The organism is Nocardia barduliensis (assembly GCF_013315795.1).
GTDB classification, from domain to species: Bacteria; Actinomycetota; Actinomycetes; order Mycobacteriales; family Mycobacteriaceae; genus Nocardia; species Nocardia barduliensis.
Map to the genome: position 1 here is coordinate 1 of NZ_JABLTE010000010.1, position 15,606 is coordinate 15,606.

Here is a 15,606-nt window from a genome sequence, read left to right on the forward strand (position 1 = left end):
CGTCAACGGTGCTCGACACGCTGCGCGCCCTCGTACGGGCGGCCACCCGCCTGGTCGACGCCCGCTACGGCGCGCTCGGCGTCCGCGGAGACGATCACGAACTGGTCGAATTCATCTTCCAGGGCGTCGACGACACCATGCCCGCCCACATCGGCCGCTCTCCCGAGGGGCATGGCGTCCTGGGGCTGTTGTTCCTGCACCCGGAGCCGATCCGGCTGGACGATCTGTCGAAACATCCCGCCTCCGTGGGCTTTCCGGCCAATCATCCGCCGATGGGCAGCTTCCTCGGCGTCCCGGTGCGGATCGGCGAGGAGATCTTCGGCAATCTCTACCTCACCGAGAAGGCGGGCGGGCGACCGTTCACCGACGACGACGAGGCCGTCGTCCTGGCGCTGGCCGCCGCGGCGGGCATCGCCATCGAGAACGCCAGGCTGTACGAGTCCGCCCGGACCAGGCAGGCGTGGATCGAGGCCACCCGCGACATCGCGACCGAGTTCCTCGCGGGCACGGCGCCGGACCTGGTGCTCGCGCAGGTGGTCGCGCGCGCCCGCGCGCTGACCGGCTCGCAGCAGGCGCTGCTGGCCGTGGTCGCGCCCGCGACGCCGCCGGACGAAGCCACCGAACTCGTTGTGGTGCAATGGTTCGGCCCCGGCCCCGGTCCGGAGCGGGTGCGGATCGCGGGTACCGCCACCGGCACGGCGTTCACCGAGCGTGCGCCGGTGCGGGTGACCGACGCCGCGGCGGTCGATCTCGGCGCCGCGGTCGGCTCGGCGGGGCCCGCGCTGGTGCTGCCGTTGCAGACCGCCGATCTCGTGCTCGGCGTGCTGATCGTCGTCCGCCCACCCGGCAGCCTCCCGTATCCCGGCGAACTGATCGAGCTGACCGCCGCGTTCACCGACCAGGCGGCGCTGGCCATGCAACTGGCCGAGACCCAGCGCAGGATGCGCGAACTCGACGTCCTCGCCGACCGCGACCGCATCGCGCGCGATCTGCACGACCATGTCGTGCAACGGCTGTTCGCGGTCGGGCTCGGGCTGCGGGCCACCGCGGCCCGCACCGACGATCCGGAACTGCGGCAACGTCTTTCGGCGGAGATGGACGGGTTGCAGGAGGTCGTGCAGGAGATCCGCACGTCGATCTTCGACCTGCACGGCGGCGACCCGCTGCGGCGACGGCTCGAGGACGCGATCCGCCAGCAGACCGCCGACGGCGCGTTCCGGACGAGCGTGCGGTTCTCCGGACCGCTCTCGGTGGTGGGCGACGCGCTCGCCGACCACGCGGAAGCCGTGGTGCGCGAATCGGTGAGCAACGCGGTGCGCCATTCCGGCGGCAACCGGCTCGCCGTCGAGATCACCGTGGGCGACGAGCTGACGGTTCTGGTCGAGGACAACGGCAAGGGCATGCCCGCGGACGTGGAGCCGAGCGGACTGGCCAACCTCGCGCAGCGCGCGACCATGTCCGACGGCCGCTGTACGGTGCGGCGCGCCGAGCACGGCGGCACCAGGGTGCACTGGTCCGCGCCGCTGGCCTAGCCGTAGCGATCAGGCGGGCGACACCAGGGCAAGGTCGCGGTCGTGCCGCCGGTAGAGCAGCCCGCCGCGGCCGCTGTCCGGGTCGGTGTAGAACAGGAACGGCAATCCTTTGCGGCACAGCATGTTCGCCGCGTCGGCCGAGTCCAGGCACGCGGCCGGTTCGGCGTCGACCACGATCGACGGGGTGCCATGGACCATTTCCGGCGACCGGATCGGCGGATGGCTCGCCCGCTGGCGGATCAGTCGCACGCCATGGCACGCCCAGTGCACCACCGCGTCCGCGCCGGTGTGGGCGTCGGTGAACAGGTGGGCGCCGTAGTCCATGGCGTCCAGGACCGCGACCGCCTCGTCCGGCGTACAGGTGGACAGGGCGACCTGCTTGCGGCGGACGATCGGAGCCGGCTCGCCGACCCAGGCCAGCGGAGGGCGGGCCGGATCCGGCCAGATGCGCGGTTCGCCCCCGGCCAGGCGGGCCAGCCTGCGGTCCAAGCGTTCGGCGGCGAAGGTCACCGCGAATCCGCGCGGCCCGCTGACCTGGACCCGGATGACGACGTCGCGGTGGTGGACATCGATCTGCACCACCGTGGGCTGCTCCGCGTCGGGCGGTGCGGTGAGACGTACCCGGGCGGGGGCGTCGAGATGGTGCCTGCGCAGCACGCGGCCGATGGCTCGCACCGCCCGCGTCACGTCGATGGCGCCCACGTCTCCGCGCGTGATCACCGCCACTTCCGGCCCCGCGGCCGTCGTCCATTGTTCCGCCGCGAATCGCGGCTGCGAAATGACCATCTGTATTGCCCCGCTTCCAGATCGATCCGTCCCCGCTCCCATGCCAGCACCAGGCCGGTGCCGCGAACAGGGCCGAAAGTCCCCAGCGGCGAAAAGGATTGTGGTAGGCCCGATCAGGCGGCTCCGAGCAATACCACGGAGTTGTTGCCGCCCATGCCGAGGGAGAGCTTCGCGGTGATCCCGCCCTCGAACGCCGAGGGGCCCTCCAGCAGCCGGGGATGTGCGGGAGCGACGATCGGCGCGGCGGGCACGATGCCGCGGTCGTAGCCGAGGGCGGCCGCCGCCACCTCGACCGCGGCCGCCGCGCCCTGGCAGTGGCCGGCCAGCGGCTTCAGCGCGTAGATATGCGGGCGATCGGCGAACACGTCCTTCAACAGCTGGTGTTCGGCCGCGTCGCACTGCCGCGTCCCGGTGCCGTGCGCGTTGAAATAACTCACCTCCGCGGCGGCGATTCCGGCGCCGTCGAGCGCGCGGCGCACGCAGTCGAGGATCCGCTCGTGCGCGGGGTCCACCGACACCACGTGATAGGCGTCGTTGGACATCGCCCCGCCGAGTACCGCGGCATAGGGCCGCCGCGCCGCACGGGTGAGGACGAACGCCACCGACGCCTCGCCCATGCTGAACCCGCGGCTGCCCTGCTGGAAGGGCCTGCACGCGTCCAGCGGTTCGGCGTCGGTCACCGCGGCGCCGAGGCGCACGAAGTGTTCCACCATCTCCGGGGTGGCGGACAGATCGGTCGCGACGAAGATCACGTCGTCGGCCATGCCGGCGTCCAGCCAGAGCTTCGCGGTGATGAGGGCCGCGTTGGCGGAACTGCACGCGGCGGAGACGTTCATCGCCGGACCGTGGAAGCCGAACTCCTGCATCAGCATCGACACCGGCGTGGACGGCAGCAGCCGCAGGTAATCCCTGGAACGGCGGTGGCCCCCGTCGGCGAGGTAGAACTCGCGCCAGTCCACCACATCACCGAGCACGATGGCGTGCAGCAGGCCGACGGTGCGGCCGGGCCGCCAGCCGCGCTCCTCGGCGTCGGCGACGGCCTCCCGCGCCGCCTCGTGCACGGCGCGCCCGTAACGGTCGGCCCGCAACTCGGGGTCCCCGCCCTCGGGCACCAGCGCCACCCACGCGTCCTCGTCACGGCCCGGCCCGTAGCCGGATTGCAGAGCCGCCGCCGACTTGCCGCTGAGCAAGCCGTCCCACAGCCGTTCCCGTCCCCATCCGTATCCGGTGATCGCGCCGATCCCGGCGATGGTCATATGATCTCGATGCCGCGGCGGATCGAATCGCGACCGCACGGCGGTGTTCGGGTCGGCACCCGGCATGTATCGCTCCTTCGCCGGCTCCCCGGGCCGACCGAGCGGTCTGCCCTATCTCGACGCAGAAACCGGTTCCACAATGATCGCCGGATCCGGCCCGGGAACGTGCCGCTAGTGTGATCGAAGCAATACCGTGGAGGATGTGATCTTGTACACGTCGATACCAGAATGATCCCGTGTTCCAATGGCCATAATCGGGTCGATGATCGGGGGTTCGAGTGGGTGACGACAAGCTGGCCGCCGCGGTCGACGCCGCCGAACAGCTGGCCGCGCGCTACCGCTCCCTGGTCGAGCACACCCCGGACGGGATCTGCGTGCACGAGCGCGGCCTCGTCGTCTACGTCAACCCGGCCACCGTCCGGCTGCTGGCCGCCGAGAACGCCGAGGAGATCGTCGGCCGTCCGCTGACCGATTTCGTCCACCCGGCGTCGGTCCCCGCGATGCTCGACCGCATCGCCACCCTCAGCACCGCGGGCGCCGCCTCGATACCCACCGAGATGACGCTGCTGCGGGTGGACGGCGGCACCGTTCCGGTGGAGACGGTGTCGGTGCTGACCGCCTGGCACGATCGCCTGGCCTACCAGGTGGTGATCCACGACCTCACCGCCCAGCGCCACGCCGAGGCCGCGCAGCGCAGAGCCGAGCACTACTTCACCACGGTCGTCTCCCAGTTGGAGGAGGGCGTCGTGGTGATCGATCCGGAGGGCCGGATCGAGTCGATGAACCCGGCGGCCAAGCGCATCTTCGGCACCGAGGGGCCCGACGGCCAGGTCATCGGCCGCACCATCCAGTCGCTGCCGCTGGTGCTGCTGGACGCCAACGCCCAGCCGCTGCCGCCCAGCCGCCATCCGGTGGCGCGCACGCTGGCCACGGGCGAGACCATCACCGGCTACATCTTCGGCGTCGACCGGGTGGACGGTCAGCGTCGCTGGTTGTCGGGCAGCAGCCGCCTGCTCAACCCGGGCGACCCGCGTTCGTCGGCGGTCTCCTCCTTCGCCGACATCACCGAATTCCGCGCCAGCAGGCGGCAACTGGAGTACCAGGCCACGCACGACTCGCTCACCGGGCTGGCCAACCGCTCGCTGATCCTGTCCCAACTGGCCGCCGCGCTGGCCAGCACCGAGGAACTGCTGCCGGTGTCCACCGTGCTGTTCATCGATCTGGACGGGTTCAAGGCGATCAACGACACCCTCGGGCACGCCATCGGCGACACCGTGCTCCAGATCGTCGCCCAGCGGCTGCAACGCGCGCTGCGCGGCGACGACATCGTCGGCAGGCTCGGCGGCGACGAGTTCCTGGTTTTGCTGTCCGGGCGGACCCGCCGCGTCGACATCGACGCGCTGGTGAGCAGACTGCGCTCGACCATGGCCGAGCCGATCATCGCGCGCGGGCACCGGATCGAGGTGAACGCCTCGATCGGTGTCACCGAACTCGGCGTCGGCGACCGGCGCAGCCCGGAAGCCGTGCTGCACGACGCCGACCTGGCGATGTACCGCGCCAAGCCGCCCGGGCGCCGGGAAGGCGCCATCACCAAGGGCCGCAGGCCGAACAGCACCCACGCGTCCTGACCGGGCCCGCATGATCGTCGAACACGCCCTGCTGCCGGTTCGCCCCGAGCGCGCCGCCGAGTTCGAAGCCGCCTTCGCCGCGGCGCGCCCGCTCATCGCGAGCATGCCGGGCTTCCGGTCGCTGTCGCTGTCGCGCGGCGTCGAGTCGCCGGGCAGCTATCTGCTCCGGGTGGAATGGGACCGTCTCGACGATCACGTCGTCGGATTCCGCGGTTCGCCGGAATACCAGCGCTGGAAGGATCTGTTGCATCACTTCTACGACCCGTTCCCGGTGGTGGAGCACTTCACGCCGGTGCCGCTCCCCCCTGCCCTCCCGCCGGGGCCCTGACCTGCGGTTGACGCGAGCCCTCCGCAACCCCGGTAAACTCGACAACTCTGCTTTCCGAGCGTTCACCTACCCGGCCGGGTAGTGTGCTCGCGGTTGTTCGCGGTGACAAGGAGTTCATTTGCCCGACCTCACTCAGGATCGTGCCGCCCACGACGGCGCCCCCGAGCGGACCCGCGAGACCGACCAGGAACAGGCGTACCTGTCGGTGCTGTACGAGCGGCTCGACGAGATGCGCGACTACGCGCGCAACCGGTTGCGCACCGTGCTGCTGGAGACCGGCGGCACCCCGCAGGCCCGCAGCGAACGGGAGTCCTTCACCCAGCTCTACTCCGAGGACCTGGCGAAATACGACGCCGCGGAGCACGGCCTGTGCTTCGGCCGCATCGATCTCGACGGTGCGCAGGAGGAATACCGCTACATCGGCAGGATCGGGATTCTCGACGAGAAGGACGACTACGAGAGCCTGCTGCTGGACTGGCGGGCCCCGCTGGCGCGGCCGTTCTATCTGGCCACCACCGCCGCGCCGGACGGCGTCACCCGGCGCAGGCACATCCGCTCGCGCAACCGCAAGGTCACCGCGATCAACGACGAGTATCTCGACCTGGCGGCCGCGCGCCGGGCCGGCGTCACCGACGCCGACGGCGGCGTGGGCAGCGAGAGCGCGCTGCTGTCGGCGCTCAATGCCGCCCGCACCGGCCACATGAACGACATCGTCGAGACCATCCAGCACGAGCAGGACGCGATCATCCGCTCCGAGCACAAGAGCGTGCTCGTCGTGCAGGGCGGGCCTGGCACCGGCAAGACCGCCGTCGCGCTGCACCGCGCGGCCTATCTGCTCTACACCTACCGCCAGCAGTTGGCCAAGAGCGGCGTGTTGATCATCGGGCCGAACGCCACCTTCCTGGACTACATCGGCCAAGTGCTGCCCTCGCTCGGCGAGACCGGTGTCCTGCTGTCCACCATCGGCGACCTGTACCCGGGCGTGCGGGCGGCCAGGGAGGACTCGCTGCGGGCGGGCGAGATCAAGGGATCGCTGAGCATTCTCGAGGTGCTCAAGCAGGCGGTGCGCGACCGTCAGGAGGTGCCCGCCGAACCGATCCGGCTGAGCTTCGACGGATACCCGGTCGTCTTGGACCGCAAGATCGCCACCAAGGCCCGCGGCCGGGCCCGTTCCTCGCGCAGGCCGCACAACCTGGCCCGGCCGATCTTCGCGAGCTCGGTGGTCGACGCGCTGACCGACCAGCTCGCCGCGACCATGGGCGCCGACCTCTCCGGCGGTCCCAGTCTGCTCAGCTCGGCCGACCTCACCGAAATCCGCGACGAGATGCGGGCCGACCCGCAGATCCAGGCCGCGATCGCCGGGCTGTGGCCGATCCTGTCTCCGCAAGACGTCCTGGCCGACCTGCTCGCCGACCCCGAGCGGCTGGACCGGGCCGCGAGCTCGCTGGACCCGGCCGACCGCGCCGAGCTGCTGCGCTCGGACGACGGGCAGTTCAGCGCCGCGGACGCGCCGCTGCTGGACGAACTGGCCGAATTGCTCGGCGTGGACGACGCCGAGGAGCGCGAGCGCGCCCGGCGCCGCTGGCGCGCCCAGATCGCCGAGGCGCAGGACGCGCTCGACATCCTCACCGGCTCGGCGCCGCAGGATCTGGAGGACGAACTCGACCCGGAGATCCTGATGGCCTACGACCTGATCGACGCGAGCCAGCTGGCCGAACGCCAGGACTTCCGCACCCGCCAGACGACCGCGGAGCGCGCGGCGGGCGATCGGACCTGGACCTACGGCCACGTCATCGTGGACGAGGCGCAGGAGCTGTCGGAGATGGCCTGGCGCATGGTGATGCGGCGCATCCCGAACCGGTGGGTCACCGTGGTCGGCGACGTCGCGCAGACCGGCGACCCGGCGGGCGCCTCGTCGTGGCAGCGGATGCTGGAGCCCTACGTCGCGTCCCGGTGGAAGCTCACCGAACTCACCGTCAACTACCGCACGCCCGCGGAGATCATGGACCTCGCGGCCGACGTCCTCGCGGCCATCGATCCGGCGGCCACCGCGCCGCGCTCGGTCCGCGAGACCGGCGTCGCGCCGCGTGCCTACCGGGTCGAGCCGGGCGACGTGCGCGCGGAGACCGCCCGGCTGGTCGCCACCGAGACGGGGCCGGGCACCACGGCGGTGATCGTGCCGCACGCCCTGATGGCGCCGCTGGCCGACCTCGCGGCCGAGTCGGTGCGGGTACTGACCGTGCACGAGGTGAAAGGCCTGGAGTTCGACGCGGTCTACCTGGTGGAACCGCAGGACATCATCGACGAATCGCCGCGCGGGCTCAACGACCTCTACGTCGCGCTGACCCGGGCCACCCAGCGGCTGGGCGTCGTGCACAGCGCGCAGCTGCCCGGCGTGCTCGATCGGCTGCGCTGAGCCGGTCGCGATCGGCTCCGCCACGAGCACGACGAAAGGCTCCGCCCGCGCATCGCGGTTCGCGACGGGGACGGAGCCTTTCGGACCGGCGGAAACTCAGCGCACGGTGTGCACGATCAGCACGTCCGAGCGGGACTTGCGCGCCACGTCGGAGGGCACCGAACCGAGCAGCCGTCCGGCCAGGGTGTTCAGGCCCCGGTTACCGACGACCAGCAGGTCGGCGTCGACCTCCTTCATCAGCGCCAGCAGCGATTCCACCGGCTCGCCGACGATGGCGCGCTCGACGATGTCGGCCGCGCCCGCGGCGATCGCCTTGTCCCTGGCGATGCGCAGGATCTCGTTGGTGGGCGCCGAACCGCGTACCTGGTAGGCCTCCTCCTTGAGCACGTCGGCAGCGGCGGCGACGTCGCGGTCGTCGGTCGGGTAGTACGCGCAGGCCACGACCAGGGTCGCGCCGGAGACGCCGGCCAGAGCCCCGGCCTTCTCGACGGCGACATACGACGAGTCCGAGCCATCGGTACCGACGACAATGGTCCGGTAGGCGGTCATGCTCTCCTCCAACTATGCGGTGGGTCCGGTGCCGCGCGCGGTGTCGTCCTGCCTGGACGGGGCGTCGGCGCGGCGACTGGGCTCGACCATAGCGGCAAACGGTACGGAAATTTCAGAAATCGCAAGACATCACACTCGGGGTGTTCCGCCATTCCCGCCGCGGATTCGCCAGGGAATGCCGGAAAGGCCTTTCCAACCAGCGCAGACTCAATTCAGCGGAACCAAACCTGTGATGTGCCACAACCGCTACCAACGTTGTTGCGGCCCTGGGATATTCGTCACAGAGCCAGGTCCGTCACAGGAAGATCGGCCCGCCCGCCCGCGTGAATCACCCGCCGTGACGGGCCGATCGGGCCCGGACAGCCCTCCCGCTACGGCCACTGCCGATAGTTTGCCCAGAATATGCCGAGAATCGCTCCGATGATGTCCATGGCTTCCTCTTCCTGCAGTAAAAGGACGCGCAATATTAGCGCGCGGACCCGGACTACAGGTCGAAAAGCGGGCCGGTGAGAGTCAATCCGAGTTCGTCGACATGGGCGAAGAACGCGAACAGCATCAGGGCCGCGCCCGCCAGCGCCATGTCCTTGTTGAACTGGATCATCTCGGTCTGTTCGGTCTGCTGGTCGGTCTCCCGCCAGAACGGATGCATCACGACCGCGGTCGGCAGCAGCGCGAGCACGAGCAGCAGCGCACCGAGGTCGGCCCAGACACCCAGCAGCACGCTCAGGCCGCCGAGGCCGAACAGGAGACCCGAGCCGAGCACGGCGGCTTTCGCCATCGGGACATGCTTGCTCTGCGCATACCCCGCCATCGCTTCGGTCCGAGTGAAATGTCCCAGAGCGGAGGTCAGGAACAGCGCCGCGAACAACACCCGTCCGAGCAACACCACGATATCCATGTCCGGCTCCTCGTCGGCGGTCCGGCAACTATCCCCGCGTCGGCATGACCTTGGCGGTGACTTCGTTGCGGAATCGGAGCGAATTCTTGGCATATTCGAGGGGAGCCATACCCACTTCCGCGGTGAACTCACGCGAGAAATGCGCCTGGTCGAAATAGCCCAGTTCCGCGGCCAAGGCGGCGAGATCGTCGGTACGGCCTTTCGCGAGCAGGTCCGCGCCGTCCTGCAACCGGTAGCGCCGCAGCACCCATTTCGGCCCGGCGCCGACATACCGGCGGAACATGCGCTGTAGCGTTCGGGCGGGCACGTCGAACCGCGCGGCGACCTGATCGACCCTGGTGAGTTCTTGGTCGGTGGCCATCGCCGCCACGATGCGCAGCACCAACCGGTAGGTCGGATCCACGGTCGCGGGACGTTCCGCGAGGTAGTCCTCGACGATGCGGCAGCGTTGCTCGACAGTCGGCGCGCCGAGCACCCGTTCGGTCAGGCCCGCGGCGTCGGGCAGCACGTCGGCGATGGGGACGGCGCGATCGCGTAGCGAGCCGACATCGAGACCGGTGAACGCGCCGAACCCGCCCGCGCGGAAACGGACGCCGAATGTCTCACCGAGCCCGCCGAGTTCGCGGATAAATTTCGTGGTGGTCACGCCGGTGACGAAGCCGCCGGTGCGTTCGTCGGATCTCTCGAAGGTGACGTTCACGCTCGGATACGACAGCACCTCCGCCCGGTACGGCGGTCTGCCGCGCAGATCCCAGCGCACCGCCCAGTACCACTCGACGTAGCGGTCCACCGCAGGGCCCGGCGGCAACCGGACCAGCGAACGATGCTTCGCCTGTTCGTCGGGGTGCAGGATTCCCTTGGTGTCGGTGGGCATCAGCGGATTGCGAGCCCGCGGCGGCTCGCCGGACGACGATTCGGCGCTATCGGGCACGGTGTCGCTTTCTTACAAGACCTATCGGCCGCCACGGGCGAGAGTTGTGCCCATGACGAACACAGTGAATCCCATTGCCGACGGCTACCACTCGATCACTTGTTTTCTCGCGGTCGGCGACGGCAACAAGGCCATCGATTTCTACACCGCCGTCTTCGGCGCCGAGGTGATCAGTCGCAATGATCTGCCCGACGGTCAGCCCGCGCACGCCGAGTTGAAGATCGGCGACTCGACCCTGCAGATGGGAATGCCCATCCCGGACAACGGCTTGCTGGCGCCGAACGGCGAATGGGTGCACACCTCGATCGTGCATTACTGCCCCGATGTCGACGCGGTCGTGCGCCGCGCGGTCGAGAACGGCGCCCGCAGCGTCGAAGAGCCGCAGACTTTCGTGACCGGTGACCGCTTCGGCGTCGTGATCGATCCGTTCGGCCACCGCTGGGCGGTGCTCACCAAGGTCGAGGACGTGCCGCGCGAAGAGGCCGAGCGCCGGGTGAACGAATGGATGGCGACCCAGTCCTGACGCTCCGGCTGCCGCCGCGGCGACCGGGTTCCCGGTCCGCGGCGGCAGCGCCGGTTCGGCGCTCAACTCAATCCGGCGGCGTCCATGCCGCGCAGTTCCTTCTTCAGGTCCGCGATCTCGTCGCGCAACCGCCCGGCGAGCTCGAACTGCAGCTCCCGCGCCGCGTTCATCATCTGCGCGGTGAGTTCCTTGACGAGATCGGCGAGTTCGGCACGCGGCATCGATTTGACGTCGCGGCCTTCGTACACGCCCGCGCTCACCGCGCGGCCGGGCTCGCCTTGCGCGCGCCTGCCACGGCTGGCATTGCGCCCGGAGCCGCCGACCTCTACCTCGGTCTCCTCGGCCTCCCGGTACACCTGGTCGAGAATGTCGGCGATCTTCTTGCGCAGCGGCTGCGGATCGATGCCCATCGCTTCGTTGTAGGCGACCTGTTTGGCGCGGCGGCGCTCGGTCTCGTCGATGGCGAACTGCATGGAGTCGGTGACCTTGTCCGCGTACATGTGCACTTCGCCGGAGACGTTGCGCGCCGCGCGGCCGATCGTCTGGATCAGCGCGGTGGTGCTGCGCAGGAACCCTTCCTTGTCCGCGTCGAGGATCGCAACCAGTGACACCTCGGGCAGGTCGAGCCCCTCGCGCAGCAGGTTGATGCCCACCAGCACGTCGTATTCGCCGAGGCGCAGCTGGCGCAGCAACTCGACGCGGCGCAGCGTGTCGATCTCGGAGTGCAGATAGCGCACCCGAACCCCCAGCCCGAGCAGGTAGTCGGTGAGGTCCTCGGCCATCTTCTTGGTCAGCGTGGTGACCAGGACGCGCTCGTCGCGCTCGGTGCGCTGCCTGATCTCGTGGATCAGGTCGTCGATCTGCCCCTTGGTCGGCTTCACCACGACCTTGGGATCGACCAAGCCGGTCGGCCGGATCACCTGCTCGACCACCTCGCCGCCGGTCTGCCCGAGTTCGTACGGGCCGGGCGTGGCCGAGAGGTAGACCGTCTGCCCGATGCGGTCGGCGAATTCCTCCCAGGTCAGCGGTCGGTTGTCCACCGCGGAGGGCAACCGGAAGCCGTATTCGACCAGGTTGCGCTTGCGCGACATGTCACCTTCGTACATGCCCCCGATCTGCGGGACCGTGTTGTGCGACTCGTCGATGACGAGCAGGAAGTCCTCGGGGAAGTAGTCCAGCAGGGTCGCGGGCGCCGACCCGGCCGGGCGGCCGTCGATGTGCCGCGAATAGTTCTCGATGCCGGAGCAGAACCCGACCTGGCGGATCATCTCCAGGTCGTACTGGGTGCGCATGCGCAGCCGCTGCGCCTCCAGCAGCTTGCCCTGGCGTTCCAGCTCGGCCAGCCGCTGCTCCAGCTCGGCTTCGATGTCGCGCACCGCGCGCTCCATGCGCTCCGGTCCCGCCACGTAGTGGGTGGCGGGGAAGATCCGCAGCGTGTCCACCTGGCGGACCACGTCTCCGGTGAGCGGGTGCAGGTAGTACAGCGCCTCGATCTCGTCGCCGAAGAACTCGATGCGGACGGCGAGCTCCTCGTAGGAGGGGATGATCTCCACGGTGTCGCCGCGCACCCGGAACGAGCCGCGGGTGAACGCCATGTCGTTGCGGGTGTACTGCACGTCGACCAGCAGGCGCAGCAGCGCGTCGCGATCGATCTCCGCGCCCACTTGCAGCTGCACCGACCGGTCCAGGTATGACTGCGGCGTGCCGAGGCCGTAGATACACGACACCGAGGCGACCACCACCACGTCGCGCCGGGACAGCAGGCTGGAGGTCGCCGAATGGCGCAGCCGCTCGACATCGTCGTTGATCGAGCTGTCCTTCTCGATGTAGGTGTCGGTCTGGGCGATGTACGCCTCGGGTTGGTAGTAGTCGTAGTAGGAGACGAAGTACTCCACGGCGTTGTGCGGGAGCATCTCGCGCAGTTCGTTGGCCAGCTGGGCGGCGAGGGTCTTGTTCGGCGCCATCACCAGCGTCGGCCGCTGCAACCGCTCGATCAGCCAGGCCGTGGTGGCCGACTTTCCCGTGCCGGTGGCGCCGAGCAGCACCACGTCGCGCTCCCCCGCTCTGATCCTGCGTTCCAGCTCGGCGATCGCGGCCGGCTGGTCTCCCGCCGGCTGATGGTCGCTGACCACCTCGAACCGGCCGCCGACGCGCTGGATCTCGCCGACCGGGCGGAACTCCGAGTGCGCGAGCGGCTGCTCGGCCGCCCTGTCCTCGAAGCCCTCCGCCGGAATCTCGGTTGCGAATGCCATGCTCACCAGCCTAGGCCGAGCCACCGACAGATTCCCGGGGACGGCGGACGGTCCCGGCCGGACGAGTGCGCACGGTAGCCGCGAGTCGCGGCATACCTACCGGGAGGCGTCCAGCCGCGTGCGCTACAGCATCCGCACACCCCGGACCGGGCCGGACTGGCTGGCCATGCACGGCATCACGCTCACCTGGATGTAGCTCACCGGTTACCGCGCCCGACTCGACGCATCGGGCGCGACGGTAGATTCTTGAGGCATGACGCAGGCACCCATCGTCGACGTGCACCGGCCCAAAGTCGAGTACTTCAGCATCGCGGACCTGACGAATACGGATCCGAAAGGCTTCGTACGCCCGGTCGAGAAGTACCGCGTCGAGCCGTGGGGCCTGTACATGGCACGCACCTCGGATCATCCGCAGTTCCACTACATCGAGTCCTGGCTGCTGCCGAAGCTGCACCTGCGCGCGACGATCTTCCACTACTTGCCCGCGCACCGGCGCGACCAGGACTACTACCTCGACATCGGTGACTTCACCGTGGTCGCCCCGAAGAAGTGGAAGGCCGTCGATCACTACCTCGACATCATCGTGCGCTCCTCGCGCGACACGCAGTTGCTGGACGTCGACGAGCTGATCGCCGCGCACGCCGCCGGGCTGATCACGCTCGCCGACGCCGAGGCCGCCGTCCAGCACGCCACCGCGGCCATCGACGGCATCGCCGCCAACGGGCACACCCTGGAGGGCTGGTTGGACACCATGGACATCACGCTGACCTGGTTGTAGTCCCCGCGAGTAGCGCTCCGATCCACGCCCGCTCAGCATCCAGTCGCCGCGAAGCATCCCACGCGCCGGGTTCGGCCGCAGATCCCGCCTACCACCGTCCCGCCTGGACGGCGAAGTGGATGTGACCGGCTTCGCGCCCTCGAAGCGCTCGCGAACCCGACGCGCCCCCGCGGGCCGCTAGGAAGCCGACGAGTCCCGCCAAGCCAGCGCCCTGGGGTAGGCGGCGTCGAACCACGGCTCCTTGACCTCGAGGTAGGCCGAGGTCGCCTCCGCGCCGGTGAGCCCCGCCGCCTTGGCCTCGCCCTCGCGTTTCACCGCGAGGTACTCCGCGCGCGCGTCCGCGTCGGCGCGCAGCCAGTCCCGCAGCAGCAGCGCGTACTGCTGGCCGGGCGAACCCTCCACTCGCACGTGCACATTGGCCAACCGCCCCGGGTCGGCGTTCTGATGGAAACGCTTGACCCACAGCGCGGTATCGGCGCCCGCGGGGTCCTGCGGCGTCGGCTTGGGGTTGTCCTGGGTGGACTCCGGCCGCACCGGGAACCCCGCGGCGCCGAGCGCGTCGCGCAGGCCGTGGGCGGCGTGCAGGTCGGCGACCGTGATCTGGAGATCGATCACGTCCTTGGCGGGCAACCCGGGCACCGAGGTGGAGCCGACGTGGTCGATACGAGACGCGGCAGTGCCGCAGGCCACCCGGAGCCGGGCGATCAACCGTTGCGCCTGCGCGGGCCAGCCGGGATCGGCGGGCACCAGCCGGATCTCCTGGCGGCGCGCGGGCGTGCCGGTCCGCAGGTTGCGCTCGAACGGCACCAGACGCTCGGCCCACAGGCGGCGCACCTCGGCTTCGACCGAACCCGGCGCGCCACTGTTATCCAGCAACACATCGGCAACGGCTCGCCGCTGTTCGTCGGTGGCCTGCGCCGAAATACGCGCCCGCGCATCGGCTTCGAGGACGCCACGGAATTCCACCAGGCGCCGAATTCGTGTTTCGGCGTCCACGTCGACGATGAGCACGAGATGCATCAACGGCGCGAGACCATTTTCCACCAGAAGCGGAATATCCTGTACGACTATCGCATCCGCGGGGGCGGCGGCGATCAATTCCGCGGTGCGCTTTCCGACCAGCGGATGCGTGATGGAATTGAGTTTCGCGCGTGCCGCGTCGTCACCGAATGCCTTGGCCGCCAGCGCGGGCCGATCCAGGCTGCCGTCCGCGGCGAGGATGTCGGCGCCGAACGCCGCCACCAGCGCGGCCAAGCCCTCGGTGCCCGGCTCGACGACCTCCCTGGCGATCAGGTCGGAGTCGATGATCACCGCGCCGAGTTCGGCGAGCGCCCGAGCCACCGTCGACTTGCCCGCTCCCATGCCTCCGGTGAGGCCGATTCGTAACATTCGACCAGTCTCGCATCCGGAAGCGGCGCACGCGTCCGCCGCCCCGAGGCCCCCGCCGCCGCGTCACCTGCGGCGGATCGGCGGCGAACCGGCCCGGCACAGGGGGCAATCCAGCCGATTACCCGATTCGCTCGCGCATTCCACCACTTGCCCGTCCATTTGCCCGATCCGTGACTGCGCCGAGACCGTTTCGCAACAATTCCGGATGTTTACGGTTGAGCCGCCCCGACTTTCCGACACGCCGAAGCAATTACTCGCGCAAAATACTCGGCCGAGCACTTTCGTTCCGCTAATCTTCGCCGTGGCGATCCAGGCCGACACCAGCGAAGCAAAGGAACAC

General features: G+C 69.6%; 14 protein-coding genes. 7 read left to right on the top strand and 7 right to left on the bottom strand.

What is annotated here, in order from left to right; translation table 11 throughout:
• Window positions 1–1,532, top strand: a 1,532-nt coding sequence (locus HOV91_RS06745; RefSeq protein ID WP_174184586.1) for a sensor histidine kinase, incomplete at its 5' end; no start/stop codon positions are given.
• Between the two features lie 9 nt (window positions 1,533–1,541).
• Here HOV91_RS06745 and HOV91_RS06750 read toward each other — a convergent pair.
• Entirely contained in the window at window positions 1,542–2,318 is a 777-nt protein-coding gene (locus HOV91_RS06750; protein WP_174184587.1) for a sigma 54 modulation/S30EA ribosomal C-terminal domain-containing protein, read from the bottom strand.
• Window positions 2,319–2,431: 113 nt separating this feature from the next.
• Complete coding sequence (locus HOV91_RS06755; RefSeq protein WP_174184693.1) at window positions 2,432–3,574, bottom strand: beta-ketoacyl synthase N-terminal-like domain-containing protein; 1,143 nt, start codon at window positions 3,572–3,574, stop codon at window positions 2,432–2,434.
• Window positions 3,575–3,852: 278 nt separating this feature from the next.
• On the opposite strand from HOV91_RS06755, the gene HOV91_RS06760 reads away from it, so the two are divergent.
• The 3 genes from HOV91_RS06760 to HOV91_RS06770 all read left to right on the top strand — a co-directional run bounded on the left by HOV91_RS06760 (window position 3,853) and on the right by HOV91_RS06770 (window position 7,946).
• Window positions 3,853–5,202: a diguanylate cyclase domain-containing protein gene (locus tag HOV91_RS06760; protein WP_174184588.1), complete on the top strand. Its 1,350-nt coding sequence runs from the start codon at window positions 3,853–3,855 to the stop codon at window positions 5,200–5,202.
• Window positions 5,203–5,212: 10 nt separating this feature from the next.
• The gene (locus tag HOV91_RS06765) at window positions 5,213–5,530 is read left to right on the top strand and encodes an antibiotic biosynthesis monooxygenase family protein (protein WP_174184589.1); all 318 of its coding nucleotides are present in this window, start codon (window positions 5,213–5,215) and stop codon (window positions 5,528–5,530) included.
• Between the two features lie 118 nt (window positions 5,531–5,648).
• Window positions 5,649–7,946 (top strand): HelD family protein, encoded by a 2,298-nt coding sequence (locus tag HOV91_RS06770; protein WP_438822639.1) that lies wholly within the window; start codon window positions 5,649–5,651, stop codon window positions 7,944–7,946.
• 96 nt (window positions 7,947–8,042) lie between these two features.
• Here the strand turns inward: HOV91_RS06770 and HOV91_RS06775 are convergent, their stop codons facing one another.
• The 3 genes from HOV91_RS06775 to HOV91_RS06785 all read right to left on the bottom strand — a co-directional run bounded on the left by HOV91_RS06775 (window position 8,043) and on the right by HOV91_RS06785 (window position 10,324).
• Window positions 8,043–8,495: a universal stress protein gene (locus tag HOV91_RS06775; RefSeq protein WP_043723394.1), complete on the bottom strand. Its 453-nt coding sequence runs from the start codon at window positions 8,493–8,495 to the stop codon at window positions 8,043–8,045.
• Between the two features lie 484 nt (window positions 8,496–8,979).
• The gene (locus tag HOV91_RS06780; protein WP_174184590.1) at window positions 8,980–9,393 is read right to left on the bottom strand and encodes a DoxX family membrane protein; all 414 of its coding nucleotides are present in this window, start codon (window positions 9,391–9,393) and stop codon (window positions 8,980–8,982) included.
• 28 nt (window positions 9,394–9,421) lie between these two features.
• The gene (locus HOV91_RS06785) at window positions 9,422–10,324 is read right to left on the bottom strand and encodes a DUF6597 domain-containing transcriptional factor (RefSeq protein WP_312884502.1); all 903 of its coding nucleotides are present in this window, start codon (window positions 10,322–10,324) and stop codon (window positions 9,422–9,424) included.
• 52 nt (window positions 10,325–10,376) lie between these two features.
• On the opposite strand from HOV91_RS06785, the gene HOV91_RS06790 reads away from it, so the two are divergent.
• Window positions 10,377–10,847: a VOC family protein gene (locus HOV91_RS06790; RefSeq protein WP_174184591.1), complete on the top strand. Its 471-nt coding sequence runs from the start codon at window positions 10,377–10,379 to the stop codon at window positions 10,845–10,847.
• Between the two features lie 62 nt (window positions 10,848–10,909).
• On the opposite strand, the gene uvrB is transcribed toward HOV91_RS06790, so the two are convergent.
• The gene (uvrB, locus tag HOV91_RS06795) at window positions 10,910–13,099 is read right to left on the bottom strand and encodes an excinuclease ABC subunit UvrB (RefSeq protein WP_217439744.1); all 2,190 of its coding nucleotides are present in this window, start codon (window positions 13,097–13,099) and stop codon (window positions 10,910–10,912) included.
• Here uvrB and HOV91_RS06800 point away from each other — a divergent pair.
• Both HOV91_RS06800 and HOV91_RS06805 read left to right on the top strand, forming a co-directional pair.
• Window positions 13,098–13,295 (top strand): hypothetical protein, encoded by a 198-nt coding sequence (locus HOV91_RS06800; RefSeq protein WP_174184592.1) that lies wholly within the window; start codon window positions 13,098–13,100, stop codon window positions 13,293–13,295. The genes uvrB and HOV91_RS06800 overlap by 2 nt on opposite strands.
• Window positions 13,296–13,352: 57 nt before the next feature.
• On the top strand, window positions 13,353–13,877 hold the full coding sequence (locus HOV91_RS06805; RefSeq protein WP_174184593.1) for a ribonuclease FAU-1 family protein: 525 nt from the start codon (window positions 13,353–13,355) through the stop codon (window positions 13,875–13,877).
• 177 nt (window positions 13,878–14,054) lie between these two features.
• Here the strand turns inward: HOV91_RS06805 and coaE are convergent, their stop codons facing one another.
• On the bottom strand, window positions 14,055–15,266 hold the full coding sequence (gene coaE, locus HOV91_RS06810; RefSeq protein WP_174184594.1) for a dephospho-CoA kinase: 1,212 nt from the start codon (window positions 15,264–15,266) through the stop codon (window positions 14,055–14,057).
• Window positions 15,267–15,606 lie beyond the last annotated feature (340 nt).